Consider the following 25,813-nt stretch of genomic DNA (forward strand, 5'->3'; position numbering starts at 1 on the left):
GCCACGAAACGGGCTCGGGCTCCCCCTTACGCGGGGGCTCCTGTGGCGGCGGCCGCCTTCTTCGCCCGACGGTCTTCGCGGCGCTCTTTCGCGCCCTCGACGACGTAGTACAGGGCCGGCAGCACGACGAGCGTGAGCAGGGTCGACGAGATGAGTCCGCCGATGACGATGACGGCGAGCGGCTGCGAGATGAACCCGCCGCTGCCGGTCAGGCCGAGGCCCAGCGGCAGCAGCGCGAAGATCGTCGCCGCGGCGGTCATGAGGATCGGCCGCAGTCGGCGCGACGAGCCCTCGATGATCGCCTCGCGGGCGCGCATGCCGCGCTCGCGGTACTGGTTGACGAGGTCGATGAGCACGATCGCGTTCGTCACGACGATGCCGATGAGCATGAGCACGCCGATGAGCGAGGGCACACCGAGCGGAATGCCCGAGATGACCTGCAGGCCGATCGCCCCGGTCGCCGCGAACGGCACCGAGATGAGCAGCAGCAACGGCTGGCGCAGGCTCTTGAAGGTCGCGACCATGACGACGTAGACGATGAGGATGGCCGCGAGCAGCGCGAGCCCGAGCTGGCTGAACGCGTCGCCCTGCTGCGCGGTGACGCCGCCGAGGCTCGCCGAGGCGCTGTCGGGCAGGTCGAGCTCGTCGACCGCGGCCTGCACGAGCGCCGAGGCCGTGCCGGTGTCATCGGTGCCGGGCGTGACGGTCACCGTCGCGCTGCGCGTGCCGCGGATGGTCGTGATGCTCGCGGGCCCCTCCTGCTCGTCGACCGTCGCGAGCTCAGAGAGCGGCTGCGGGCCGATGGCGGTCGGGATGCTGAAATCACGCAGCTCTTCCGCCGTCGTGGGCGCATCGGGGTTGGGCAGGAAGATCGAGAGGTTCTTCTCGTCGAGCACGACCGACCCGACCGAGGCGGGGAACATCGCCGCGGTCACGATGCCGCCCACGGCGACCTCGCTCAGGCCGAGCTCGGCCGCGCGCTCGCGGTCGACGCGGATCGCCAGGTAGGGCTGCGTCTCGGCGAGGTTGCTCGTGGCCTCGGCGGTCACGTCGAGCTCGCGCACGGCGTCGAGCACGTCTTGCGCCGCGGCTTCGAGGTCGGCACGGTTCGCGGCCGTGATGTCGACCTCGATGTCGCTCGAGCCGAAGCCGCCGCCACCGCCCGAGGCCTGCACGCTGATCTCGCCGGCGTCGCTGATGTCAGCGAGAGCATCCCGAACCGTCGCCTGGAGGGCGTCCTGGTCGGCGTCGGCGTCGGTCGTGATGGAGAAGGTGATGTCGCTGCCGCCGCCGAAGATCGCGGCGAGCGAGCCCTGACCCGAGCCGATCGAGGCCTGCACGGTCTCGATGCCGTCGATATCGAGCAGCGTCGATTCGACGGTCGTGGCGGCCTCGTCGAGCGCTTCGAGGCTCGCGCCGTTCTCGAGCGTCTGCGTGACGGTGAGGGTGTTCTGGCCCGAGTTGCCGATGAAGGTCGTCTTGAGGCCCGTGGCGAGGAAGCCCGTGCCGACGAGGATGAGGATCGACATGAGCAGGGTGATGGCCGGGAACTTCAGAGTCCAGCGGATGACCGGCAGGTAGCCGCGCTGCAGCAGCGTCGGGCGGGCCGACTCCTCGTCGATCGAGAGCGGCGCGGCCTCGACGGCCTCGTCGGGTGCGGCGTGCGCGCCGACCTTCTTCGGCTTGGGGGCGCGCAAGAACCAGTAGGCCAGCACGGGCACGATCGTGAGCGAGACGAAGAGCGAGGCGGCGAGCGCGATCGTCGTCGTGAGGGCGAAGGGCCGGAAGAGCTCGCCCGTGACGTCGCCGACGAGGGCGAGCGGCAGGAAGACGGCGATCGTTGTGACGGTCGAGGCGGTGATCGCCGTGGCGACCTCCTTGACGCCCGTGAGGATGGCGGTCTTCTTGTCCTCCCCGAGGCCGAGGTGGCGCTTGATGTTTTCGACGACGACGATCGAGTCGTCGACGACGCGACCGATCGAGATCGTCAGCGCGCCGAGCGTGATGATGTTGAGCGAGTAGCCCGCGACCTGCATGCCGATGAAGGTCAGCAGCACCGAGGTGGGGATCGAGATGGCCGTGACGAGCGTCGAGCGGATCGACAGCAGGAACACGAGGATGACGATGACGGCGAAGACGAGTCCGAGCACGCCCTCGACCGCGAGCGACTCGATCGACTTCTCGATGAACGGCGCCTGGTCGAACACGATCGTGAACTCGGTGTTCGAGCCGATCGCGTCGGCGATCGCCGGCAGCGCTGCCTGCACCGCGCGCGACACGTCGACCGTGTTGCCCGCGGGGGTCTTGGTGACACCGATCGTCAGGGCGTCCTCGCCGTTGACGCGGCTGTAGTTGGTGACGGGGTCGTCGACGATCGCGACCTCGGCGACGTCGGCGATGGTCGTGATCTCGGCGCTCTCGGCGCCGATGAGCGGCAGGGCGGCGAGCTCGTCGAGCGAGGCGATGCGCACACCCGAGAGCACGACGAGGGTGCGGCCGTCTTCCGTGATCGATCCGGCGGGCAGCAGCACGCCGTAGTCCTCGAGCGCATCGGTGATGTCGACGTTCGACAGGCCGAGGCTGCGCAGCTCGTCGGCGTCGGGCGTGATCGTGACGCGCTGACCGAGGGCACCCTGCACCGAGACCTCGCGCACGCCGACGAGGTCGGTGAGGTCGGGCACGGCCTGGTTCTCGAGTGCGGCGTCGAGGTCGGCCGCGCTGAGGTCGCTCGTGACGGCGATCTGCAGCACGGGCAGGTCGTCGATCGAGCCGACGATCACCTGCGGCTCGACGTCGGCCGGCAGGTCGAGGCGGTTGACGGCGAGCTGCACGCGCTGCTCGGCGCGCACGATGTCGGCACCGAAGTCGAACGAGGCCGAGACGACCGAGAAGCCCGTGCTCGAGGTCGCGTTCGAGGCGTCGAGCCCGCTGACGCCCTGAATGGCCGTCTCGATCGGGGTCGAGACGTCCTGCTCGACGATCTCCGGAGCCGCGCCCGGGTACTGCGTGACGATGACGATCTGCGAGGCCGAGATCGTGGGAATCAGCTCTTGCTTGAGCGTCGTGAGTGCGAGCCCGCCGAACAGGCCCACGACGATCGTGACCAGAGCGATGAGCGCACGGTTGCGCAGGCTGAACACCGAGAGGAGGTGCACGGTTACTCCGGTCGTACGGCGGGCAGGAGAGCCCGAGGTGGCTGTGTGGGGGCAGGTCGATGCGCGACGATGCGCGGGTCAGCATCCCAGCGCACGCTGAGTATTCACACAGCGAACGATAGATGCGCACCCCGAATCAGACCGATCGGTCAGGATGCCCGCTCACGCTACACGACCGCCGCGAGCAGCTCCTCCGAGGCCGCGATCGGCTCGCGCGTGCCCACACGGTGCCACGCGCGCTGCAGCAGGTCGAGGGCCGGGATCGTCACCTCGGCCGGGTGGCAGAACGGCAGCCGCACGAAGCGCTCGAAGGCGCCGTCGAGGCCGAAGCGCGGGCCGGCGCCCACGAGCAGCCCTTCGGCGCGCGCGGCGAGCGCGAGCTGCGAGCTGACGGGCGCCCCGAGGTTCACCCACAGACTGAGGCCGCCGTCGACGTGCGGCACCGACCAGGTGGGGAAGCGCTGGCGCAGCTCGGCGAGCATGAGGGAGTGGCCGGCGCGCAGCTGCTCGCGGCGGGCATCCAGCACCCGGTCGTAGCTCTCGAGCAGGCGCAGCAGCACGAGCTGCTCGAGCACGGGCGACCCGAGGTCGCCGGCGAGGCGCGCGAGCGAGAGGCGCGTGATGAGGTCGCGCTCCGCACGGATCCAGCCGAGGCGCACGCCGCCCCAGATGCTCTTGCCGACCGAGCCGACCGTGACGACGCTCGCCCCGCGCTCGGCCGCGCCGACGGCGAACGGAGCGGGCTGCTCAGCGCGGTCGAAGCCGAGCTCGCTCATGGTCTCGTCGACGAGCAGCAGGGTGCCGTGCGCGGCGGCGAGCTCGTGCAGTCGGGCGCGCTGCTCGGGAGGCATCGTGCGGCCGGTGGGGTTGTGGAAGTCGGGCATGAGGTAGGCGAGCGCGGGCGCCGTGCGGGGCACGACCTGCTCGAGCACCTCGTCGTTCCAGCCCTCGTCGGTCGTGACGGGCACGGTGACGAGGCGCGCGCCGGCGAGCTGCAGGGCTTCGACGGCGTGCGGGTAGCTCGGCGCTTCGACGAGGGCGCGGTCGCCGCGCGAGAGCACGGTGCGCGCGATGAGCGCGATGGCGTGCTGGGCGCCGAGCGTGATCATGACCTCGTCGGCCTCGGTCGGCAGGCCGCGGGCGGTGTAGCGGTCGGCGATGGCCTGGCGCAGCACGCGCAGGCCCACCGGGTCGAATCCGCTCTCGTGCAGGTGGGCGGGCAGTAGCTCGGCCGCTTCGCGCGCGGCTTCGGCGACGATGGGGATGGCGGGAAGGGTGGCCTTCGAGAGGTCGAGCATGCCGGGTCCGGCGGTCTCGCCGAGCGCGGGCACGCCGTCCGTGAAGCCGCGCGGCAGCCGGGCGACGGTGCCCGAGCCGCGCACGCTCTGCGCGTAGCCGAGCTCGCGCAACCGGGCGTAGGCGCTCGCGACCGTCGTGCGGCTGAGCGACTCGTGCTCGGCGAGCAGGCGCTCGGCGGGCAGGCGGGTGCCGAGCGTGATGCGGCCGTCGAGGATGAGCAGGCGGATGCGATCGGCGAGCGCCTCGTAGATCGGCGTCGTGCCGCTCGGGCGCCACGCCCCCAGTTGAGAGGCCAATGCGCGGGCAGACAGGGTCGTCATGCGGCCACTGTACCCGAATTGGCATCTTGTGGGCAGTCCAATTGGGCGAGCAGGATGGGGCCATGATCGCAACCGGCACGGCACCGCGCCGCATCCTCGTCCGCCGCTGGGGGCAGCTGCTCCTCGGGCTCTTCTTCTACGGGATCGCCGTCGCGCTGCTCATCCGGGCCGATGTCGGCCTCGACCCGTGGACGGTCTTCGCCCAGGGCCTCGAGGTGCAGACGGGCTGGTCGATCGGCCTCATCGTCGTGCTCATCGGGGCGGCCGTGCTGCTGCTCTGGATCCCCATCCGCCAGAAGCCGGGCATCGGCACCGTGCTCAACGTGCTGCTCATCGGGCCCGTGCTCGACCTGGCGATGCTCGTGATCGAGACCCCCGAGGGGCTGTGGGCGCAGTGGCTCATGTTCGCCGGCGGCCTCGCGCTGCTCGCCGTGGCCACGGGCCTCTACATCGGGGCGCGCTTTGGACCGGGTCCGCGCGACGGCCTCATGACGGGCGCGCACGCGCGCTTCGGCTGGAAGATCTGGAAGGTGCGCACGGGCGTCGAGGTGACGGTGCTCGCGATCGGCTGGCTGCTCGGCGGCACGGTCGGCTTCGGCACGGTCGCCTTCGCGCTGCTCATCGGCCCCATGGTGGGCGTCACGCTGCCGCTGTTGCGCGTTCCGGAACCGTCGCGCCCGACGGCGGTGACCGCATGATCTCGCTCACGATCGCGCTTGGCGGCCTCGCCCTGTGGGCGGTCATCGCCACGATCGAGGTGGTGGCGAGGGACGGGTACGGGCCCATACCCGTCCGCTCGCACCACGGGTTCTACGCGAGCTCGCTCGCCGCGTAGACCCGCATCGCATCGCGCACGTACTCGGCGCCCTCGGCGCCGCCGTAGTGCTTCGCGAAGCGCGGATCGGCGACGTACATGTCGCCGAGCCCGAGGTACGCCTCCGCGCTCGGCGCTGAGTCGCCCCAGCCCGCGCTCGCCCAGGCGTAGTGCCGGGCGATGAGGCCCTGCACCGCCGGGTCTGCGACGGGCGCGCCGGATGCGCGGGCATCCCGAAGCCCCGCCTCGATCGCGGCGGCCTCGGCCCGGAAGGCCGCTTGGCCGTCCGCGCCGAGCCCCCGCCACCAGCGGTCGCTCGTGGCGTAGGCCTCGGCGCCCCAGCGCTGCTCGACCTCGTCTTTGTAGACGGTGTGGTCGAAGCCGTCGAGCATCTCTTCTGCCATCAGTTGTTCACCTCCTTCCATCTTGAGAATCGTCGTGGTCACGCTCGCGATCTGGCGGTCGACCCGATCGCGCTCCTGCTCGAGCCAGCGCAGGTGCGCCTCGAGCGCCGCAGCGTCGTCGGTCTGCCCGGCGAGCACCTCGGCGATCGCGGGCAGCCCGAGCCCCAGCTCGCGCAGAAGCAGGATTCGCTGCAGCCGTGTGAGCGCCGCCTCGTCGTAGTACCGGTAGCCGTTGGCGCCGATGCTCGTCGGAGGCAGCAGGCCCAGGTCGTCGTAGTGCCGCAGGGTGCGGCTCGTGGTGCCCGACAACCGGGCGATCTGCTGAATGGACCACTGCATGCGACTCACGGTAGAGGTTGACGCAGCGTCAAGGTCAAGCGCGCGTGTCGATTCGGTGCTTGCGCTCACGAGAGACGCGATATATCGTGACTTCTCGAGAACGCGATATATCGCGACATGGATGCCCGGCGCAGGTTCGCGTCCGGCACGAGCGAGGAGCACCGCATGGCCCAGCAGACTTGGATCGTCACCGAACCGACCGTCATCGATCTGGAGCTCGTGCGCGCGCTCAAGGTCGGTCTGATCGGCGGGCAGATCGATATCGTCGCCCACGACGAGCCCGGCGCACGCGTCGAGGTGCACGCCGTGGCGGGTCGCGACCTGAAGGTCGCGCTCGAGGGCGACACGCTCGTGGTCGACCACCCGCAGTTGAAGTGGGAGACCTTCTTCGACAACTTCCGCCTATTCAGCGGCAAGGCGCGGGCCGAGGTGAGCATTCTGGTGCCGCGCAGCATCGCGCTGAACTTCAACGTGGTGTCGGCGGAGGGGCTCATCAGCGGCCTGCACAGCAGCGCCTCGATCAACACGGTCAACGGCGACATCGTGCTCGATCGCATGGTGGGCGACCTCTCGATTCACGCGGTGAGCGCCGAGATCTCGGTGCGGGCGCACGAGGGTGAGTTGAGCATCCAGACGGTGGGCGGCGACGTGACGGCGTCGGGCACGATTCCGCGGTTCACGTGCGACGGGGTCTCGGCCGACGTCATCATCGATCTGCACGGAGCTCCCGATCGAGTGCGCAACAGCACGGTGTCGGGCGACCTGACGGTGCGGCTCGATGCGGGGCGGCCGACGCAGTATTCGATCAGCACGCTCACCGGGCGGCTGCAGCTCGATGATGCGCAGATCAGCGGCGTGAAGGGCAAGTACACCGGACGCTACGGACAGCTGGCCGGCTCGTTCACCGAGGTGCGCGCCGACTCGGTGTCGGGCGATGTGTCGGTGGTGCACGCCGACCGGGCCGGTGCAGCCGGCGCGTCTGCCTCCGACGCCGCTGCCTCGGACGCCGCTGCCTCGACGTCTGAGGCGTCGGCGTGAGCCCCGCGGTCTTCGGCCACGGGCACCTGCGGCTGTATCTGCTGTTCGTGCTCGATGAGCGGCCGATGCACGGCTACGAGATCATCCAGGCCTTGAGCGATCGCTTCGGGGGGACGTATGTGCCCTCGGCGGGCACGATCTATCCGCGGCTGGCGAAGCTCGAGGCGGAGGGTTTGGTGACGAAGCAGTCGGATGGCCGCAAGACGGTCTACGCGATCACCGAGGCGGGGCGCGCCGAGCTGAACGACCGGCGCGACGAGCTCGAGGGCATCGAGAACGGCATCGGCGATTCGGTGCGGCGCTTGGCCGATGAGGTGCGGTCGTCGGTGAGCGAGGCGATGTCGACGCTGCGGGCCGAGCTCGCGGCGGCCGCGCGAGAGACGCGCGACGACGCCCGGTTCGCGGCGGCGGATGCGCGGGGTGCCGGTTCGTCTGCGAGTGCAGCGGGGGCCGCGGCGCAGGCGGTGCGCGACGCGACGACGTCGCTGCACTCGACGATCTCCGAGTCCCGCTCCGACAGTCGTGCACAGGTGCAGCGGGCCGAGGTGCTGCTGGCCGAGTTCCGGCAGGACCTGCGCACCGAGCTCCGCAGTGCTGCCGCCCGTGGGGCCGACCTGCGCGCAACGGTCGACGAGCTCGAGTCGCGCCTCTCGCGCCTGCGCGCCGACATCGGTTCGCAGGTGGGCTGAGCGGGGCGGACGGGGCCGGGCCGACGGGACGGGGCCGACGGGACGGGGTCGAGGGGGCCGGGCCGACGGGGCCGGGTGGACACGGCCGAACGGAATCGGGCTCGGCCGCCACTGTCCCTGCGGCCCGGTCCGTCACGGCGACTTCCAGAAACGCGGAACTTCAAGAATCGGATTCATAAAGTTCCGCGTTTCTGGAAGCCTGCCCACAGCATTGATCCGCCCGCCTCGTGGTCCGCCCGCCTCGTGGTCGGCCCGCCTCGACGGGGGTCCGGGTGCCGGGCTCCCGTTCGGGCCGGCTCAGTCGAGTCAGCGCGGGCGGGTCCGCTCAGTCTGCCCAGCGCAGGGGCAGGTAGAGGTCTTGCACGCGGTCGCCCGCGGCGGTGTGGTCGTTGCGCGTGTAGAGGCCGCACGGGTCAGCCGCGCAGTCGACGACGCCGTCGGTCACGGGCGGCAGCTCGATGTAGGCGGTGAAGGCGCCCGACTGGGTGTCGTCGAAGCTGCGGGCGCCGAAGAGGCGCCAGGCAAAGGCTTCGTTGATCCAGTTCGACGGCGCCCACTGCACGACGCCCTCCTCGAACTGCTCCACCTCTTGCGAGCCCACGCCGCCGAGGCACGGGCCGGGCTTGCCGTTGATCTCGTCGGGGATGCGGCACACGGCGACGTAGAGCCCGCGGTCGCCGTCGTAGCCGGCGCCGGTGACGACGAGGCGGTCGCCGGCCGCCACGGCGCCCAGGTCGGGCAGGGCACCGTCGTCGGTGGTCACGGCGAGGGTGCGCATCCGGTCGTCGTCGCCCGTGGCGGTGACCTCGGTCGGGTACTCGCCGGCGGGCACGCGCGCCTGACCCGATGAGCCCTGCGGCGCGTGCAGCACGATCGGCAGCGCGATCGCGGCGATGACGCCGAGCAGCACCACGACGGTGGCGGCGACGATCCAGGGCCAGCGTCGACGGCGGGCGGGCGGGGCGTCGGTCACGCGCTCAGTCTACGGAGCACACGCCGACGGCACCCTGGGCCGATGGTCCCGCATCTCGCCGCTAGGCTCGCGCTCGTGACGGTCGAGGCGCGCAGCAGGGTGGGCGCCTCGCGGCGCGATCTGCTCGCCGTGTTCGTCGGCGGCCTCATCGGCACCACGCTGCGGGTGTCGCTCGACCTCGCGATCGTGCACGACCTCGACGAGTTCGCGCTCAGCACGCTGCTCGTTAACGTCGTCGGAGCCTTCGTGCTCGGCCTGCTCGTCGCGGCCCTCTGGCCGCGCGTGCCGGGCTGGGTGCGCGTGGGGCTCGGCCCGGGCATCCTGGGGTCGTTCACGACCTTCTCTGCCCTCGCCATCTCGGTCGTGGCGCTCGCGCAGAGCGGCGAGATCGTCGGCGCGGTGCTGTCGATCGTGCTCAGCATCGGGTTCGGGATGCTCGCCGCGTGGGCTGGCCTCGCCCTCGGTGCCCGGCTCACCCCTGGCCAGACTCCCGAATTGAAGGAAGTCGACGAGTGACCCCGCTCCTGCTGCTCGCCGTCGCCGTGGGCGGAGCCCTCGGCGCCGTCGCGCGTCAGCTCACGTCGGTGAGCCTCGCGGGCCGCGGCCGCATTCCGTGGGGCGTGCTCGTGGTCAACGTGGTCGGGTCGTTCCTCGCGGGGCTCGCGCTCGGGATGCCCCTCGACCCGGCCTGGCAGCTCATCATCCTGAGCGGATTCTGCGGCGGCCTCACCACCTTCAGCACCCTGTCGGTCGAGACGGTGCAGCTCGTGCTCGCGGGCAAGCACCGCGCGGCCGCCGCGAGCGTCGCCCTCACCCTCGCGCTCGGCATCCCGGCCGTGCTCGCCGGTCTCGGGCTCGCCCTCCTGCTCAGCTGACGCGAAACTCCAGCTCGCCCACCACGTGCTGCGCGGGCAGCTGGTACTTCGGCAGCACTCCGGGGCCGCAGGCGCCCGTGCCGGCTCCGCTCTGGGCGAGGTCGAGCACGATGTGCGTGCGGCTGTCGGGCTCGAGCAGGTGGTCGTGGGTGGTCGCGGCGAGCGTCGCGGTCGACCAAGGCCGCACCGTGAGCGCGACGCCGTCAGGCGACGCGATCTCGAGCGCAGCATCCGGCGTCGACGACGACGAGCCCGGCAGCGCGACCCGCGCCCAGCGCACGTCCGCGCGCGCCCCCGACTCCTGCGGGCGCACCGTGCGCTCTTGCAGCCCATCGAGCGTGCGCGAGAACCAGCCCCAGTGCGCCGCCTGACCCGTGTCGGGGTAGGCCGGGCCCGGACCACGCCCGAACCATTGCACGCCCGCGGCCGAGCCGGGCAGCGCGAACGAGACGCCCACGCGCGCCCAGTCGACGGCCACGCCCACCGCGGAATCCGGCGTCACGTCGAGCGCGAGGTGCAGCGCGCCCTCGCGCACCGTCCACGTCCAGCGCGCGGTGACGCCGACATCCGTCGCCGCGGCGCCGATGCGCGTCACCACCTCGACGCGGTCGTCCGACCGCGAGAGCGACACGAGGCGCGAGACGAGCCGGTCGAGCCCGAGGGTCGCCCAGCGCTCGGCGTTGGGGCGCGTGTCGGGCTGATCCCAGCCGATGCCGAAGTCGTTGTCGATCGGCGCTCGCCACAGTTCGAGCCGCCAGTCCTCCACAGCCTGCTCGCCGAACGCGGTGACCGCACCCGTCGACTCGTCGAGCACCAGATCTGACAGCGACAGGATGCCCGCCGCCGGCACCGCGGCCGGCCGCACCTGCTCGGCCCCCACCGTCACGACCTGCGCCCGCGCGACCACCCAGCCGCTCATGCCGGGCACCGCCGAGTCGGACTCGCTCGCCTCGATTGTCACGACCAGCCCCGGCGTGCGAACGTGCTCGAGCAGCGGCGGCGGCAGCGGAATCTCGGCGCTCCCGCGCGGCGGCACCGGCCGGTGGGCGAAGACGCCCGCGCGACCCTGCGTCACGCCGTCCTCGTCGAGGCCGTCCGCATTCACCGAGGATGAGGCCGACGACACGCGCCAGCTCAACTGGTACCGCGAGGTGTCGGTGTGGTCGAGGCGGCTGTGCACGTGCAGAACCCCGGCCTCCGCATCCACCGACATCACAAGAGGAGCGAAGACGGCCGCCAGGTCGGCGAGTTGCGCGCGCGGCGTGCGGTCGGCGGCCACGAGGCCGTCGATCACGAAGTTGCCGTCGTGCACGGGCTCGCCGAAGTCGCCGCCATAGAAGGTGCCGGTGCGCCCATCGGGAAGCGGGCGGTGGATGCCGTGCTCGAGCCACTCCCAGACGAACCCGCCGATGAGCCGCGGGTGGCCGTCGAACAGCTGCTGGTACTCGGTCATGCCGCCGGGTCCGGTGCCCATCGCGTGCACGTACTCGCACAGCACGAACGGCATCGCGCGACGCCGGGCGTCGAGGGCGGGGTCGTCGAGCGGCGGCTCTTCGTGCCAGCCGATCGCCGCCACCTGGTCGTGCGGCGCGTACATGCGGCTCCACACGTCGACGTCGCGGCACTCCTGGTCGCCCTCGTAGTGCAGGGGTCGCGTGGCGTCGCGGCCGCGCATCTCGTCGGCCATCGCCGCGAGGTTGCGGCCCGTGCCGGCCTCGTTGCCGAGCGACCACATGATGATGCTCGGGTGGTTCTTGTCGCGCTCGACCATGCGCGCGGCGCGGTCGCGCAGCGCGGCCTCCCACGCGGGATCGTCGGTCGGGTTGCCGCGCCAGCCCACGTCGCCGAAGCCGTGCGTCTCGAAGTCGCACTCGTCGATGACCCAGAAGCCGAGCTCGTCGGCCAGGTCGAGCATGTCGGGGTGCGGCGGGTAGTGCGAGGTGCGGATGGCGTTGACATTCGCGCGCTTCATGAGCAGCAGGTCGAGCTCGAGCGTCTCGCGCGGCACCGCCCGGCCGAAGTCGGGGTGGTGCTCGTGCCGGTTCACGCCGCGCAGCTGGATGGGCGCGCCGTTGACGGTGAACTCCCCCTCCACGATGGCGATCGTGCGGAAGCCGATGCGGGTCGTCACGACCTCGTGCGGGCTCGCGACCCGCAGCGTGTACAGCTGGGGGCTCTCGGCCGACCACGGCTGAGCATCCGGAACCGCCACCTCGACGCCGGGCGCGACCGACACCCCCAGTTCGACGATCTCGACCGTGAGCGGGGCATCGGATGCGGTGCGCACGTCGACCCGCAGGCTCGCGCCGTTCTGCCCCCACGCCGCCACCACGTGCACGTCGTCGATCGCGAGCGCAGGCCGCTCGCGCAGGGTCACCGAGCGGATGATGCCGGGGTTCCACCACTCGTCCTGGTCTTCCAGGTACGAGGCGGCGCTGAAGGTGTGCACGCGCACGACGAGCACGTTCGACTCCGCGAGCAGGTCGCCCACCTCGAACACGGTCGGCAGGCGGCTGCCGCGCGTCGAGCCGACGAAAATGCCGTTGAGCCACACGTCGCCCGCGCCCTCGACGCCCTCGAAGCGCAGGTGCGCGCGCGCCGGAACCTCCTCGAGCGCGAACCGCAGGCGGTGGTCGCCCACGGGGTTCGCGTCGGGCGGGAAGGGCGGATCGACCGGGAAGGGGTACTTGACGTTCGTGTAGGCCGGGGCGCCGTGCGGGCCGCCGACGGTGGCGTCGTGCACGGGCATCGTGTAGCTCGAGGGCACCGCGATGGTTCCCCACGCGCTGTCGTCGAAGTCGGGATGCTCGATGCCCGCCTCGGCCGCCCCCGCGCTCGGCGCCCACCGGAACCGCCACTGCCCGTCGAGGCGCAGCACGCGCGCATCGGTGTCGAGGGTGGAGACGGGCGCGAGCGCCCCCGGCGCGGGGGTCGGGTCGTCGAGCGGGTGCGGCCCGGCGGGACGGGGAACGACGACGCTCATCGCGCGCTCACCCCGCGGAACCGCACGGTGCGCAGCTGGAACGCCCGGAAGGGCAGCTCGATACTGGCCCCCGTGCCGGCGGGCTCGCCGTCGAGGGTGCGCTCGAGCAGGTCGGTGCACGTAATGGCCTCGGCCGTGCCATCGAGCGTCAGCGTCGTGTGCGCTCGCCCGCCGCGCGACTCGTACAGTCGCACGACGAGGTCGCCCGAGCCGTCTTCGGCGAGCTTCACGGTCTCGACGACGACGGCCGGGTCGCTGCTCGTCACGATGGGCGCGATGGGCGCGGCCGCGCGCACGGCCCGCAGCGGGGTCGCGAGGTCGTAGCCGAGCGCGACGGCGTCGCCGATCGTGGCGCCCGGCGCGATGCGGAACCGCATGAGGTGTTCGCCCTGATCGCTCTCGGGGTCGGGGAAGAGCGGAGCCCGCAGCAGCGAGAACCGCACGGTGGTCGTCGTGCCGCCGTCGGCGCGCGTGTCGCGGCCGACGTCGTAGCCGTAGGTCGAGTCGTTGGCGATCGCCACGCCGTAGCCCGGCTCGCCGAGGTGCACGAAGCGGTGCTGGCAGGCTTCGAACCGCGCGGCGTCCCAACTGGTGTTGGTGTGGGTCGGCCGGTACAGGTGCCCGAACTGCGTCTCGGCCGCGATGCGGTCGGCGTGCACGTCGAGCGGCACGGCGAGCTTGAGAATCTTCTCGCGCTCGCGCCAGTCGATGCGGTTCTCGATCTCGAGCGCGCTCTCGCCCGCGCGCAGCATGAGCCGCTGCTCGATGAGCGATTCGCCGACGCGGCGCACCGTGATGACAGTGGCGGTGTCGCCGACCGTGCGCACGTGCCGCTCGTCGACGTCGAGCAGCTCGGTCACGGTGCGCTGGTAGTGCTGGTCGAGATCCCACGCGTCCCACAGGTTCGGCAGGTCGCGGTGCAGGCGCAGCACGTTCGCGGGCTGCCCGGCCGGGATCGCCTCGCGCCCGTCGGCGTGAGCGATGAGCGAGGTGACGTGGCCCCGGGCATCCACCACCGCGCGAATGATGCCGTTGTCGAGAACGGTCGCTCCGTCGGCGCCCTCGGTCGCCGTGACCGCGGGATGCGATGCCGCGAGCGTCGCCGCCCCCAGCGCTGGCACGCCCTCGCGCGCGAAGGGTGACGCGTTGACGAGCAGGTCGTGCTCGCCACCCTCGCCGGCGAGCGCCGCAAGCGCGTCGGCGATGATGCCCTCGAGCGTCTCGGTCACGGCCGCGTGGCGCTGCTCGGCCTCGCGGTGCACCCAGGCGATCGAGCTGCCGGGCAGGATGTCGTGGAACTGCAGCAGCAGCACGGTCTGCCACGCGCGCGCGAGCGCCTCGGTCGGGTAATCACAGTCAGTGCGCAGCGCCGCCGTCGCCGCCCACAGCTCGGCCTGCCGCAGCAGCGATTCGTTGCGACGGTTGCCCTGCTTCGTGCGCAGCTGCGAGGTGAAGACGCCGCGGTGCAGCTCGAGGTACATCTCGCCGCTCCACACGGGCGCCTGCGGGTACTCGGCCTCGGCGGCCTCGAAGAAGTCGCGCGACGAGCCCATGGTGACGCGCGGCGAGCCCTCGAGATCAGCCGTGCGGTGCGCAGCTGCGATCATCTCGCGCGTCGGCCCGCCGCCGCCGTCGCCCCAGCCGAAGGGGACGAGCGAGATGCTCGCGCGCCCCTTCTCCGAGAAGTTGCGCTCGGCGTGCGCGAGTTCCTTGCCCGACAGCTCGCTGATGTACGTGTCAACGGGCGGGAAGTGGGTGAACACGCGCGTGCCATCGATGCCCTCCCACCAGAAGGTGTGGTGCGGCATGCGGTTGATCTGGTTCCACGAGATCTTCTGCGTCAAGAACCAGCGCGAGCCGGCCGCGGCCACGATCTGCGGCAGGGCGCCCGAGTAGCCGAACGAATCGGGCATCCAGGCCTCTTCGCACTCGACGCCGAACTCGTCGATGAAGAACTGCTTGCCGGCGATGAACTGCCGCGCCATCGCCTCGCCGCCGGGCATGTTGGTGTCGCTCTCGACCCACATGCCGCCGACGGGCACGAACTGGCCGGCCGCGACCTTCTCCTTCATGCGGGCGAAGACCTTCGGGTGGTGCTCCTTCATCCACAGGTACTGCTGCGCGCTCGAGCACGAGAACACGAAGTCGGGGTGCTCGTCCATGAGATCCATGACATTCGTGAACGTGCGCGCGCACTTGCGCACGGTCTCGCGAAGCGGCCACAGCCACGCCGAGTCGATGTGCGCGTGGCCGGTAGCGAGCACGCGGTGCGCACTCGCATGAGCGGGCTTCGCGAGCACGCCCGCGATCGCGTCGCGGCCGGCCTGCGCGGTGGTCGGGATGCTCTCCGGGTCGAGCACGTCGAGCATGTCTTCGAGCGCGCGCAGAATCTCGTGGCGCCGTGACGAGCCCTCGGACAGCTCGGCCATGAGGCCGCGCAGGGTCCACACGTCGGCGAGCAGGTGCCACACGGTTTCGTCGCGCAGGGCCACCTCGAGCTGCTTCAGCTCGTAGAGCGGCTCGTCGGGCGCGGTCTCCCAGAGCCCGTACGGCGTGGGGTCGAAGGTGTACTCGCCCGCGACGTCGGGGTTCGCGGCGGCCTCGATGAGCACGTCGATGTGACGCTCGCCGGGCGCGACCGGAAGCCACGAGTTGAGCGGAGCGATCGACTTGATGAGCGAGCCGTCGGGCCGGTAGGCCAGGCCCTCGGCCTGGAAGCCCGAGCGCGAGCGGTTGTAGCCGAAGTCGACGAGCACCTCGATGCGCGTGCCCGCGGGCGGCTGCGGCAGCCACTCGGCGGGCACCTCCCCCGTGACGCGCAACCATACGGTCGACCACGCGCGGCCCCAGCGCCAGCCGAGCGGCACGGGCTCGAAGGTCTGCTCGACCGCGGTCTCGAAGGGCACGGGCTCGCGGTCCACCTGCCAGGCGGTCGCGGCGAGCGGGCGAGCATCCCGATACAGCGCGGGCGTCAGGTGATCGCGCACGAAGCGATCGAGGCGGGCCTCGACGAGCGAGTGGTCGTTGTGCATGGCGGGCTTCCGGTCGGGGGGTGGGGAGGAGCTACGGCTGGGGGGCGAGCACGATGAGCCACGACGTGAGGTCGTACTCGCCGAGCGGCACGAGCCCGCCCTCGAGCAGCTCGATGCCCGTGGTGCGTCGCGGATCAACGTCGGCCAGGTCGGTCACGGTGTAGATCGTCTCGGGTTCGAGCCCGCGCGGCCAGAACTGCCGGGGCCGCGCACCGCCGTCGAGCACGAATCCGGCGACGAGCACGCGGCCGTCGGGGTGGGTGATCTGGATGCTCGGGGCACGCTCGCCGTACCCGCCGCGCTCGGGGCTCTCGCTCAGGGGCAGCAGCACGCCCTCGCGCACGAAGGGCTCGAGTTCGCGCTGGAAGAGGTCGACGTGCACGCGCAGGCGCTCGAGCAGCTCGGGCCGCAGTTCGGGCAGGCGCAGGCTCACGCCGAACCGGTGCAACATGGCCGCGCGCAGCGTGGTGTCGAAGTCGTCGGCGCTCAGGGTCTGCCAGTCGAGCCACGAGGGCGGGTAGTCGCCCCGCCACTGCGACCACGACCAGTGCAGAATGCCGATGGGCGGCAGCAGGTGGCGCACGCCCCACAGCACCTGCAGGTGGTGCTCGGTGTAGTCGGGGTCGCTCAAGAAGAAGCCGTGCACGTGGCGCGCGAGGCCGAGGTCGATGCGCAGGCCACCCGACGAGCACGCCTCGAGCATGATCTCGGGGTGCCGCGCGCGCACCTCGTCGAGCACGGCGTAGAGGCCTTCGTAGTGCCGCAGCAGGCCGTCGCCCGCGCCGTGGCCGTGGTCGGTGCGCGTGCAGCCGGCGTCGGGGTCGATGTTGAAGTCGAGCTTGATCCAGCGCGCGCCGGTCGTGGTGATGAGCGTGCTCATCGACTCGAGCACGTGGGCGCGGCCCGCGGGCGAGCCCATGCAGACGTAGCCCAAGAAGGTGGGGTCGTCGGGGTCGAGCGATTCGGTCTGCACGCGGTACGAGGGGTCGGCGCGTCGGCCCTCGACCGAGTGCGCCATGGCCTCGGGGTGCGCGGCGCGCAGCTTCGAGTTCGCGCCGACGGCTTCGGCTTCGATCCACATGCCCGGTAGCACGCCGGCGTCGCGGATGCTCTGCCCGAGCGCCTCGAGCCCCGAGGGGAACCGCGCGGTGTTGACGCTCGACCAGTCGCCGCGCTGCTCTTGCCAGTAGCTCGTGGGGTCGGCGGCGCCGAACCAGCCGGCGTCGACGGTGGCCACCTCGATGCCGAGCAGCTGCGCGATGCGCGCGTTGTCGACGATGACGTGCTCGTCGACCTCCTGGTCTTCGTAGGGCCACCAGTGGTTCCACTCGACGGGCAGCGCGTCAGTGAACGGGGTGCGCGGCAGCCAGTCGGCGGCGACGGCGCGCTGCAGGGCGAGGCTCGCCGTATCGAGCGACGAGGCCACCGTCAGCACGACGCTCGGAGCGGTCACCGACTCGCCCGGCGCAAGGTCGACCCAGAACTGCCAGGGCGAGATGCCCGCGGTGACGAACCCGCCGGCCATCGCGTGAATGTGCCAGTTGCCGCTGTAAGCGGGGGCGATGGTCAGGGCGGCGGGGGGTTCGCCGTCGCCGGGCCCGCGGCGCACGCCGGGGGCGACGTAGCCGCCGCGCTCGAGTCCGAGCCACGGAATCTTGCCGTGCGAGCTGCGCCCCGACCGGCTCTCGAGCACGAGGTGGTGGCCGGCGTGGCCGCGCAGCGGGCGAAACTCGTCGCCCCACGCGCTGTGGAATCCGTGCGTGCGCCACTCGGCGCCGACGTTAAGCGAGAGCGGGTCCATGCGCGTGATCGTCACGGGATGCTCGCCGTCGTTGCGCAGCGTCAGCGCGAGCTCCCACACGGGCTGGTCGGCCACGCGGCGCGCGCTCCACGCGGCGTGCAGGGTCGTGCCCGCGAGCGTGCCGTCGATGGTCACGAGGTCAGCAGAGTTCGAGACGCTCGGCTCGAGCCAGCGGTCGACCGGCTGCCGGTCGATCTCTACCAACAGCGGAGAGGTATCGCTCAGAATGGTGTCGGCGAGGGCGACATCGAGCCGCCCGCCATCGTTGGGGCGGGCGCGCAACACTGCGTCGGTCATTCTCGGTTCCTCACCTGTAGGCTTTACATCATACCTAAAGGGCGCCTGCTCGCGGCACCCCGCAGCCGTTCCTCTCACCGAAAGAAACCGCCCGTGGCATCCTCCCCCTCCGCCGGCCCGGCCTCCCGTTCTTCCTCCCCAGGCACCCCCTTGCGCGTCGGCGTCGTCGGCCTCGGCATGGGCTCAGTGCACGTCGAGGCCTACGCGGCCATGCCCGACGTCGAGGTCGTAGCCCTCGCGGGCAAAGAGGTCGACCGCCTCGCCGAGCTCGGCGCGCAGTACGCCGTGCCGCACCTGCTGGCCGACTGGGCCGACCTCGTCGCGTTGCCCGACCTCGACATCGTCAGCATCGCCACCCCCAACGCGCTGCACCACCCCATCACGATGGCCGCGCTCGCGGCCGGCAAGCACGTGTTCTGCGAAAAGCCGCTCGCCCTCGACACCGCGCAGGCCCGCGAGATGGTCGCGGCTGCGGTCGAGCACGACCGCGTGCTCGAGGTGGCCTTCAACCACCGCCGCCGCGCCGACGTGCAGTACGCCAAGCGCTACCTCGACGAGGTCGGCATCGGCCGCATCTACCACGCGCGCGCGTCGTGGAAGCGGCGGGCGGGTATTCCGGGCCTGCGGTCGTGGTTCACGAGCAAGCGCATGGCGGGCGGCGGGGCGCTCATCGACCTGGGCCCGCACGTGCTCGACTCGTTGCTGTTCCTGCTCGGCGAGCGCAAGGTCGTCGCGGTGAGCGCGGTCGCGCACGGCGAGCTCGGCCGCGCGGGTTACGGCGCGATGGATCGCAGCGAGCAGATGGCCTCCGACACCGGGGCCTTCGAGGTCGAAGACCTGGCGAGTGCGCTGTTCCGCTTCGACGACGGCTCGAGCGCCGCCTTCGAAATCACGTGGGCCGGGCACACGGTCGACGACGAAGACATCTCGATCGAGCTGCTCGGCGTCGACGGCGGCCTGCGCCTCTTCGTGCCGCGCTACGCGAGCGACGACACCCTGCGCATCTTCCGCGACGTCGCGGGCCGTCCTGTCGACATCGCACCCGACGTGCACGTGCCCGGCGGCGAGCATCCCCTCGTCATCGCCGAGTTCATCGAGCACGTGCGGTCGGGGCAGTGGCAGCACCACCGCGGCGACTTCGCCCTGCACCGCACCGAGGTGCTCGACGCCTGCTACCGCTCGGCCGCCGAAGGCCGCGAGATTCGACTGGAGCCCTGATGACCGCTGCGCCTCTGATGAATACTGCGCCGCTGCGGGTGACCGTGTGGAACGAGAACCGGCACGAGAACTACCCCGACTCGCTCACCGCGAAGCTGTATCCGACGGGGATGCACGGCGCGATCGCCGCGGGCCTGACGAGCCTGCTCGGCGCCGAGGTCGAGGTGCGCACCGCCACGCTCGACGAGCCCGAGCACGGCCTGCCGCAGTCCGTCGTGGATTCGACCGACGTGCTGCTGTGGTGGGGCCACGAGGCGCACCCCGAGGTGCGCGACGAGGTCGTCGACCGCGTCTACGACGCGGTGCTCGGCGGCATGGGCATCATCGTGCTGCACTCGGGCCACTACTCGAAGCTTTTCAAGAAGCTCATGGGCACCAGCTGCTCGCTGCGGTGGCGCAACGACGGCGACCGCGAGGTGGTGTGGACGGTCGACCCCACCCACCCGATCGCGCAGGGCGTGCCCGACCCGCTCGTCATCGAGGCGCAGGAGATGTACGGCGAGTTCTTCGACATCCCCACCCCCGACGAGCTCATCTTCATCTCGTCGTTCTCGGGCGGCGAGGTCTTCCGCTCCGGCGCCACGTGGACCCGCGGTCACGGACGGGTCTTCTACTTCTCGCCGGGCGACCAGGAGTACCCGGTGTACCACGACCCGAGCATCCACCGCGTGCTCGCCAACGGCGTGCAGTGGGCCGCCCCCACGCGCCGTGGCCCCGCCCTCGACGCGACCTTCCACCCACGAGGCTGGTTCGACTCGACTAACTAGCGGCGCACGGATTCTTTGCAGGCTGCGGTGTTCCGCTGCCAAGCCCTCCGCTTCCTCAGAAGCTGCGGCGCCGGCACCTTCTAGCCAATGCGTTACTCGTCGAAACGCAACTCGCGACCAATGCGATCCGTGAAGTCGCTCTGAGGGAGCACGCCTATGCCCAGCTTCTGAAGACCTTCACGTGCTTCTGCGATTGACTCAAACGTGATCGTCTCGCGTACGCGACCTCGAAGGTGAGCCGGTACTAGGTACACACGTGGCTTTAGGCCCTCGAAGTAAACGAGGTACACGACGGGGTCTTCGGTCGAGTTATTGAAAGCGAGCAGTGTGCGAGTGTCATCGATCTTGCTCGCCGCCGGCAGGGGTCCCAACTCTCGCTCTGCCACCGACCGGAATAGCTCTTTTCGTGTCGGGGGCTTCTTTCGACGCGGGGCCCAGAGCAAAGAACCCAGAAGAGCTACTCCGAACGGGAGGGCCGCCGACCAGAGCTTCGCAGGCAGGTCCGCCGGATACACGAGCACGAGAATCGCCAAGATTCCGAGCATCAGCGAAAGGGACCTACCGTTCGCTCGCCACCATCGGTCAATGTATCGATCGGTTGACTCGCGCATTGAATTCTGTCCTCCAGACGAACGAGTTAGCGAGACGTTATGTGCAGGTGTCCGCCCTTACCGTATTCATACCTCCGAGGAGCTCATCTTCATCCCATCGTTTTCGGGCGGCTAGGTCTTTTGCTCGGGCGCAACATTGAGTCGCGGGGACGGGCGGGCCCTCTACTTCTCGCCCGGCGACCAGGAATACTCCGTCTGTCACCACCCGAGGATCCACCGCGTGCTCGCCAACGGCGTGCAGTGGGCCGCCCCCACGCGCCGCGGCCCCGCCCTCGACGCGACCTTCCACGCCCGCGGCTGGTTCGACGGGTCCTAGGAGTCGCGGGCGACACCCCCGTCCAGGACATAGCTCGCGAGGCTGGGCGCTCGGGCAGCCCAGCCCCGCGAGGTCTGTGATGCCTAGCGGCTGACGCCGACCTGCAGGCCCTGCATGATGTACTTCGACGCGAAGGCCAGCAAGATCAGCGGCACCGAGGCCGTGATGAAGAGGCCCGCCGACACGAGCGGCTGGTCGGTCAGGAAGCGTTCGCCGATGCTCGCGAGCTGCGGGGTGAGCAGTCGCATCGACTCTTCGGGGATGAGGATGACCGCGAAGATCAGCTCGTTCCACGCGCCCAAGAACTGCAGCACCGCGAGGGTCGCGAGGCCGCTCGAGCCCATGGGCCGAACGATCGACCACATGATGCGGAAGAAGCCGGCACCGTCGATGCGCGCCGCCTCGATGACCTCGTCGGGAATGCCGCGGAACGACAGCGTCAAGAAGAACGTGGCGAACGGCAGCCCGGTGGCCACGTAGACGAGGATCAGGCCCGTGTAGGTGCCGACCAGGTCGAGGCGCGCGAGCATGAGATAGATCGGGATGATCAGCACGGGCCCGGGCAGCAGCATGACCGACACGAACGTGGCGGTGATGTACTTCTGCCCCGGCACCGGCAGCTTCGCCAGTGCGTACCCCGCGAGCGAGGCGAGCACGAGGATGACGCTCACCGACACCGTTCCGACGAACAGGCTGTTCAAGAACGCTTGCCCGATGCCGTAGGTGTTGGCCAGGTTGAGGTAGTTCTCGAACGTCCACACCCCCGGCAGCCCGAAGGGGTCTTGCAGATAGTCGCTGTTGGGGCGGAACGACGTGATGATCACGAAGTACAGCGGGTACACGATCGTGGCCGCCACGAGCAGCAGCGCGATGAAGATGGGCCACTGCGTGCGGCCCGACGAGATGCGCTTGCTGATGACGACGTCGTCTTCGGTGGTGGCCATGATCAGTCCTCCTCTCCGAGCTTGAACACCCGGTTCTGCACGAGGGTGAGGATGCCGATGAAGAGGAACAGGATGACCGCGAGCGCCGCACCCGAACCGAGGTTCGTGCTCGAGAAGGCGCGCAGGTACACGAGGTAGTCGATCGTCGTGGTGTCGAAGCCCGGGCCGCCGGCCGTCATGACGTAGATGAAGCCGAAGAGCGACGAGAACGTGTAGATCACGTTGATGATGAACACGAAGCCCAGCACGCGTCGGATGTTCGGCAGCGTGATGTACCAGAGCCGCTTCCACCAGCCCGCGCCGTCGATCGCGGCCGCCTCGAACACGGCCGGGTTGATGGCCGTCAGCCCCGCAAGCAGCAGCAGCGACTGGTAGCCGAAGCCGGCCCACACGAGCGCCAGGATGATGATGGCGATGGCCGTCGTGCCATTGGTGAAGAACTGGATGGGTTCGACGCCGAAGAGCGCGAGGGCCTGGTTGACGCCGCCGTAGTAGCCGAAGGCGTTGCGGAACATGATGCCGATGACGGCGACCGAGAGCACGTTCGGCAGGAAGAAGATGACGCGGAAGTACTTCCAGCCGCGCACCCGCTCGAACAGCAGCACCGAGACGATGAGCGCCACGAAGATGACGAGCGGCACCGAGATCAGGAACTTCAGGTTGTTGAGGAACACCTGGTGCACGATCGGGTCGTTCAGCAGCGCGATGTAGTTGTCGAACCAGCGCCACTCGAAGCGCAGACCGTTGGTCTTCGTGAACGAGATGAAGAGGGCGAAGGCGACGGGGAAGGCCATGAAGCCAACCACGACGAGGAAGGCCGGAAGAACCGCGAGGAGACCGACGATGCGGTCACGCCGGCGGATTCCTCCGGGCTTGCGGGGCGGGTGGGCCCCGCCCGTGGGCGCCGCCGAAGCGGCGCCCACGCGCGAGGTGAGAGCAGCCGAGGTCACTGGTTCGCGATCTCGGATTCGTAGGAGGCCTTGAGCTGCGCGACCGCGTCCTCCGGCGTGATGCTGCCGGTGAAGACACCGGCGTTCACGCGGTAGAACAGGTCGATCGTGGCCTGCGGCATCACGCTGTCGAAGGCGAAGGTGACGCCATCGGTGGCGAGCGCGAGCTGCTCGAACTGCTGACGCAGCAGCGGGCTCTCGATCTTCGACGGGTCGCCGTCGACGTGGTTCGAGCCCTGCGTCTGGTAGAGCTCGACGAACACGTCCTGGTTCTCGGCCTGGGCGAGGAAGGTGAGGAACGCCGCGGCGAGCTCCTTGTTCTCGCTGTACTCGGTGATCGACAGCGCGATCTCCGGGCCACCAGCGCCGATGTTCGGGAACTCCGAGCCCTCGAGCGTCGGGATGAAGAACGAGCTCACACCGTCTTCGCCGAAGGCGTCGAGCATGTTGTTGTTCTCCCAGCTGCCGACGAGGTAGTAGGCGCTGCTGCCGTTGACGAAGCCAGCGGTCGACTCACCGTTCGACACCTGGCCGGCGTCGGGATTGGTGAGCCCGCTCGCGCCCCACTCGGCGAAGGCCTCGTAGGCGGCGACCATGGCCGGGTCGTCGACGGGAATGTCGCCCGCGTACATCTGCGTGAAGACCGACTCACCGAGCTGACCGCCGACGAGCGCCGAGATCATCCAGGCACCGACGTAGCCCTCGAGGTTCGCGACCCAGAAGCCGTTCTTGTCGGTGTTGTCAACGACCTGCTGGCCGTTGGCGAGCATCTCCTCCCACGTGGTGGGCGGGTTGGCCGGGTCGAGACCCGCCTCTTCGAGCACCGCGTGGTTCTGGAAGACCGTGAACAGGTTGCCGGCACCGTAGGGCATGCCGAGCAGGCGGCCGTCGGGGCTGTAGCCCTCGCGGTTGACGTTGACGCCCGCGAGCTTGTCGAGAACATCCGCGTCGATCAGTTCGTCGAGGTCGGTGAAGAAGTCACCGAACGAGAGCGTCGGCCCGCCCGCGTACTGAATGCGGATGTCGGGGCCGTCGCCGGCGATCGATGCCGCCTGGAACTGCGCGGCCGCCGACGTGATGTCGCCACCCTGCTGCACGACCTCGATGTTGGTGCCGGGGTTCGCCTCTTCGAACGCCACGGCCATCTTGTCGATGAACGAGTTCTCGAGGTCGGGGTCGCCGTTCTCGAGGGTGCGGCCGAGGATGCCCGTGTCCCACACCAGGAGGTCGCCGCCGAGCTCGGCAGCCGGCTCTTCAGCCGGCGCGCAGGCCGAGAGCCCTGCGATGAGGCTCGCCGTGAGGACGAGTGCCCCCACCTGTCGCTTGTTCATTGCTGTGTCCTTCCTATCGGAGCACCCGACCGGGTGGCCCCGGTCGGGTCGGGAATCGCGCGCGCAGCGTCGGCACGTCGCCGGGCCGTCGCCTGTGCGGCGAGCTTCGGGCGGGCTGGGTGGCCCGCCGAAGGGTGAGGGGCGTGCGGGCGGGCGGCGTGCAGGCGCGCGCGGCCGGCGGGTGCCAGGCGGCGGTTCAGCGTCTGCGACATCATCGTCCCGTTTCTTCGCACGATGGCCTGAGCCATGTTCGTGGAGTCATTACATCATACCTAGACACGCACTTGGCAAGACCGGATGCGGAATTGTTACCACCTTCACCGTACATTCTGGTTGTAACGTATGATCTAACGATGCATCGCACGGTGGCGAGCACGGCAGCACGCCGCAGCCGCCGCGCGAGGAGCATGCACCACGTATCCAGCGCGAAGGCGGCACACGGCACATGAACATCGATTCCGTCGACTTCTACTACGCGTCCATGCCCGAGGTCACCCTCGAGGCCGACGGAAGTCAAGACGCCCTGCTCGTGCGCGTCACGGCCGACGGGCATGAGGGCTGGGGCGAGTGCGAGGCTTCGCCGCTCACCTCGATCGCCGCGTTCATCACCCCACGATCGCACGGCGTCTGCCAGCCCGTCGCGGCATCCGTCATCGGCGAGCGGCTCGACGGCCCCGACGACATCCACCGCATCGCCCGCCTCGTCGCGCGCAACAGCATGGACCTGCTGCAGGCCGGCCACACCTGGTCGGGCATCGAGATCGCGCTGTGGGATCTGCTCGGCAAGGTGCGCGACGAACCCGTCTGGCGACTGCTGGGGTACACCGAGAACCACGCGAAGCTTCCGTACGCATCCATGCTCATGGGCGACACCCCGCAGGAGACGCTCGATCGCGCCCGACTGGCGCGCACCAACGGGTTTCGCGCCGTGAAGTTCGGCTGGGGCAGCTACGGCACCGGCACGGCCGCGGCCGACGCCGACCACGTGGCCGCCGCGCGCGAAGGCCTCGGCGACGACGCGCAGCTGCTTATCGACGCCGGTCAGATCTGGGGCGACGACGTTGACGCGGCGATCGCTCGGCTCGAGGCGCTCGAGAACGCGCACGCCACGTGGCTCGAAGAGCCCTTCGTTCCGCATGCCTACGTGGCGCACGCCGCGCTCGCATCGCGCGCCCGCACCGTCGGCGTCGCGGGCGGCGAGGGCGCGCACACCGTGCACATGGCCACGAACCTCATCGACTACGGCGGCGTGCGATTCATTCAGGTGGATGCCGCGCGCATCGGCGGCATCGGCCCCTCGAAAGCGGTGGCCGACCACGCGGTGCGGCACGGCACCACCTACGTCAACCACACCTTCACCTCGCACCTCGCCCTCTCGGCCTCGCTGCAGCCCTTCGCCGGCCTCGCCGATCACCGCATCTGCGAGTACCCAGTTGAGCCGAAGCCCGTGGCCCTCGCCATCTCGAGCAACCACATCCTCCCCGACGCCAACGGCGAGGTGCGAGCCCCCGAGGCCCCCGGGCTCGGCATCGAGGTCGACCTCATCGGTCTGCTGCCCTACCTGCGGCACGTCGAGATCTCGATCGACCACGAGCGCGTGTACACGAGCCCCGAGGTGCCGAATAAGGTGAGTCACGTCGTCTAGCTGCAAGGAGGC

19 protein-coding genes are annotated in these 25,813 nt (G+C 70.2%); 9 read left to right on the top strand and 10 right to left on the bottom strand.

Going from position 1 to position 25,813, the window contains the following annotated elements; all coding sequences use genetic code 11:
• Positions 1 to 26: 26 nt before the first annotated feature.
• Together NNL39_RS04365 and yczR are read right to left on the bottom strand one after the other, a co-directional pair.
• Positions 27 to 3,155, bottom strand: a complete 3,129-nt coding sequence (locus NNL39_RS04365; RefSeq protein ID WP_255160476.1) for an efflux RND transporter permease subunit — start codon at positions 3,153 to 3,155, stop codon at positions 27 to 29.
• A gap of 167 nt (positions 3,156 to 3,322) precedes the next feature.
• Entirely contained in the window at positions 3,323 to 4,774 is a 1,452-nt protein-coding gene (gene yczR / locus NNL39_RS04370) for a MocR-like transcription factor YczR (protein ID WP_255160477.1), read from the bottom strand.
• 62 nt (positions 4,775 to 4,836) lie between these two features.
• On the opposite strand from yczR, the gene yczE reads away from it, so the two are divergent.
• A complete protein-coding gene (gene yczE / locus NNL39_RS04375) occupies positions 4,837 to 5,472 on the top strand; it encodes a membrane protein YczE (RefSeq protein WP_255160478.1) in 636 nt (211 codons plus the stop codon).
• The gene (locus NNL39_RS04380) at positions 5,469 to 5,609 is read left to right on the top strand and encodes a hypothetical protein (protein WP_255160479.1); all 141 of its coding nucleotides are present in this window, start codon (positions 5,469 to 5,471) and stop codon (positions 5,607 to 5,609) included. Before yczE ends, NNL39_RS04380 begins: the two co-directional genes overlap by 4 nt.
• On the opposite strand, the gene NNL39_RS04385 is transcribed toward NNL39_RS04380, so the two are convergent.
• The gene (locus NNL39_RS04385; protein WP_255160480.1) at positions 5,585 to 6,331 is read right to left on the bottom strand and encodes a MerR family transcriptional regulator; all 747 of its coding nucleotides are present in this window, start codon (positions 6,329 to 6,331) and stop codon (positions 5,585 to 5,587) included. The two genes, NNL39_RS04380 and NNL39_RS04385, sit on opposite strands and share 25 nt — an antisense overlap.
• Positions 6,332 to 6,496: 165 nt before the next feature.
• Here NNL39_RS04385 and NNL39_RS04390 point away from each other — a divergent pair, with 165 nt between their 5' ends.
• Entirely contained in the window at positions 6,497 to 7,369 is an 873-nt protein-coding gene (locus NNL39_RS04390) for a DUF4097 family beta strand repeat-containing protein (RefSeq protein ID WP_255160481.1), read from the top strand.
• Positions 7,366 to 8,058: a PadR family transcriptional regulator gene (locus NNL39_RS04395; protein WP_255160482.1), complete on the top strand. Its 693-nt coding sequence runs from the start codon at positions 7,366 to 7,368 to the stop codon at positions 8,056 to 8,058. The genes NNL39_RS04390 and NNL39_RS04395 overlap by 4 nt, the downstream gene beginning before the upstream one ends.
• Before the next feature lie 325 nt (positions 8,059 to 8,383).
• On the opposite strand, the gene NNL39_RS04400 is transcribed toward NNL39_RS04395, so the two are convergent.
• The gene (locus NNL39_RS04400) at positions 8,384 to 9,031 is read right to left on the bottom strand and encodes a hypothetical protein (protein ID WP_255160483.1); all 648 of its coding nucleotides are present in this window, start codon (positions 9,029 to 9,031) and stop codon (positions 8,384 to 8,386) included.
• Positions 9,032 to 9,073: 42 nt separating this feature from the next.
• Between NNL39_RS04400 and NNL39_RS04405 the strand changes: the two genes are divergently transcribed.
• Both NNL39_RS04405 and NNL39_RS04410 read left to right on the top strand, forming a co-directional pair.
• The gene (locus NNL39_RS04405) at positions 9,074 to 9,547 is read left to right on the top strand and encodes a fluoride efflux transporter FluC (protein ID WP_255160484.1); all 474 of its coding nucleotides are present in this window, start codon (positions 9,074 to 9,076) and stop codon (positions 9,545 to 9,547) included.
• Positions 9,544 to 9,906 (top strand): fluoride efflux transporter FluC, encoded by a 363-nt coding sequence (locus NNL39_RS04410; protein WP_255160485.1) that lies wholly within the window; start codon positions 9,544 to 9,546, stop codon positions 9,904 to 9,906. The genes NNL39_RS04405 and NNL39_RS04410 overlap by 4 nt, the downstream gene beginning before the upstream one ends.
• Here the strand turns inward: NNL39_RS04410 and NNL39_RS04415 are convergent.
• From NNL39_RS04415 to NNL39_RS04425, 3 genes are read right to left on the bottom strand one after another with little or no spacing between them, the layout of a single operon-like run.
• Positions 9,899 to 12,889, bottom strand: coding sequence for a glycoside hydrolase family 2 TIM barrel-domain containing protein (locus tag NNL39_RS04415; protein WP_255160486.1), 2,991 nt, complete (start codon positions 12,887 to 12,889; stop codon positions 9,899 to 9,901). The two genes, NNL39_RS04410 and NNL39_RS04415, sit on opposite strands and share 8 nt — an antisense overlap.
• Positions 12,886 to 15,921 (bottom strand): alpha-mannosidase, encoded by a 3,036-nt coding sequence (locus NNL39_RS04420; RefSeq protein WP_255160487.1) that lies wholly within the window; start codon positions 15,919 to 15,921, stop codon positions 12,886 to 12,888. Before NNL39_RS04420 ends, NNL39_RS04415 begins: the two co-directional genes overlap by 4 nt.
• Positions 15,922 to 15,952: 31 nt before the next feature.
• A complete protein-coding gene (locus tag NNL39_RS04425) occupies positions 15,953 to 18,019 on the bottom strand; it encodes an alpha-galactosidase (RefSeq protein ID WP_255160488.1) in 2,067 nt (688 codons plus the stop codon).
• A 93-nt stretch (positions 18,020 to 18,112) separates the two neighbouring features.
• Between NNL39_RS04425 and NNL39_RS04430 the strand changes: the two genes are divergently transcribed.
• Together NNL39_RS04430 and NNL39_RS04435 are read left to right on the top strand one after the other, a co-directional pair.
• Entirely contained in the window at positions 18,113 to 19,237 is a 1,125-nt protein-coding gene (locus NNL39_RS04430; protein ID WP_255160489.1) for a Gfo/Idh/MocA family protein, read from the top strand.
• Complete coding sequence (locus tag NNL39_RS04435; protein WP_255160490.1) at positions 19,237 to 20,004, top strand: ThuA domain-containing protein; 768 nt, start codon at positions 19,237 to 19,239, stop codon at positions 20,002 to 20,004. The genes NNL39_RS04430 and NNL39_RS04435 overlap by 1 nt, the downstream gene beginning before the upstream one ends.
• Positions 20,005 to 21,014: 1,010 nt before the next feature.
• Here the strand turns inward: NNL39_RS04435 and NNL39_RS04445 are convergent.
• The 3 genes from NNL39_RS04445 to NNL39_RS04455 are packed head-to-tail and all read right to left on the bottom strand — an operon-like array spanning position 21,015 to position 24,156.
• On the bottom strand, positions 21,015 to 21,875 hold the full coding sequence (locus NNL39_RS04445) for a carbohydrate ABC transporter permease (protein ID WP_255160491.1): 861 nt from the start codon (positions 21,873 to 21,875) through the stop codon (positions 21,015 to 21,017).
• A 2-nt stretch (positions 21,876 to 21,877) separates the two neighbouring features.
• Positions 21,878 to 22,825, bottom strand: coding sequence for a carbohydrate ABC transporter permease (locus NNL39_RS04450; RefSeq protein WP_255160492.1), 948 nt, complete (start codon positions 22,823 to 22,825; stop codon positions 21,878 to 21,880).
• Positions 22,822 to 24,156 carry an ABC transporter substrate-binding protein gene (locus tag NNL39_RS04455; protein WP_255160493.1) on the bottom strand — a complete coding sequence of 445 codons (1,335 nt, stop codon included), beginning with the start codon at positions 24,154 to 24,156 and terminating at the stop codon, positions 22,822 to 22,824. Before NNL39_RS04455 ends, NNL39_RS04450 begins: the two co-directional genes overlap by 4 nt.
• A 445-nt stretch (positions 24,157 to 24,601) precedes the next feature.
• On the opposite strand from NNL39_RS04455, the gene NNL39_RS04460 reads away from it, so the two are divergent.
• Positions 24,602 to 25,801, top strand: a complete 1,200-nt coding sequence (locus tag NNL39_RS04460; protein ID WP_255160494.1) for a mandelate racemase/muconate lactonizing enzyme family protein — start codon at positions 24,602 to 24,604, stop codon at positions 25,799 to 25,801.
• Positions 25,802 to 25,813: the final 12 nt, after the last annotated feature.

Origin of the sequence: Microcella humidisoli (assembly GCF_024362325.1) — a bacterium.
Lineage (GTDB): Bacteria > Actinomycetota > Actinomycetes > Actinomycetales > Microbacteriaceae > Microcella > Microcella humidisoli.

What these genes read in the sequence shown, in the direction of transcription:
- yczR (WP_255160477.1), bottom strand. Translation starts at nt 4,774, where the DNA reads ATGACGACCCTGTCTGCCCGCGCATTGGCCTCTCAACTGGGGGCGTGG.
- yczE (WP_255160478.1), top strand. Translation starts at nt 4,837, where the DNA reads ATGATCGCAACCGGCACGGCACCGCGCCGCATCCTCGTCCGCCGCTGG.
- NNL39_RS04380 (WP_255160479.1), top strand. Translation starts at nt 5,469, where the DNA reads ATGATCTCGCTCACGATCGCGCTTGGCGGCCTCGCCCTGTGGGCGGTC.
- NNL39_RS04385 (WP_255160480.1), bottom strand. Translation starts at nt 6,331, where the DNA reads ATGCAGTGGTCCATTCAGCAGATCGCCCGGTTGTCGGGCACCACGAGC.
- NNL39_RS04390 (WP_255160481.1), top strand. Translation starts at nt 6,497, where the DNA reads ATGGCCCAGCAGACTTGGATCGTCACCGAACCGACCGTCATCGATCTG.
- NNL39_RS04405 (WP_255160484.1), top strand. Translation starts at nt 9,074, where the DNA reads ATGGTCCCGCATCTCGCCGCTAGGCTCGCGCTCGTGACGGTCGAGGCG.
- NNL39_RS04415 (WP_255160486.1), bottom strand. Translation starts at nt 12,889, where the DNA reads ATGAGCGTCGTCGTTCCCCGTCCCGCCGGGCCGCACCCGCTCGACGAC.
- NNL39_RS04420 (WP_255160487.1), bottom strand. Translation starts at nt 15,921, where the DNA reads ATGCACAACGACCACTCGCTCGTCGAGGCCCGCCTCGATCGCTTCGTG.
- NNL39_RS04425 (WP_255160488.1), bottom strand. Translation starts at nt 18,019, where the DNA reads ATGACCGACGCAGTGTTGCGCGCCCGCCCCAACGATGGCGGGCGGCTC.
- NNL39_RS04435 (WP_255160490.1), top strand. Translation starts at nt 19,237, where the DNA reads ATGACCGCTGCGCCTCTGATGAATACTGCGCCGCTGCGGGTGACCGTG.
- NNL39_RS04445 (WP_255160491.1), bottom strand. Translation starts at nt 21,875, where the DNA reads ATGGCCACCACCGAAGACGACGTCGTCATCAGCAAGCGCATCTCGTCG.
- NNL39_RS04455 (WP_255160493.1), bottom strand. Translation starts at nt 24,156, where the DNA reads ATGAACAAGCGACAGGTGGGGGCACTCGTCCTCACGGCGAGCCTCATC.
- NNL39_RS04460 (WP_255160494.1), top strand. Translation starts at nt 24,602, where the DNA reads ATGAACATCGATTCCGTCGACTTCTACTACGCGTCCATGCCCGAGGTC.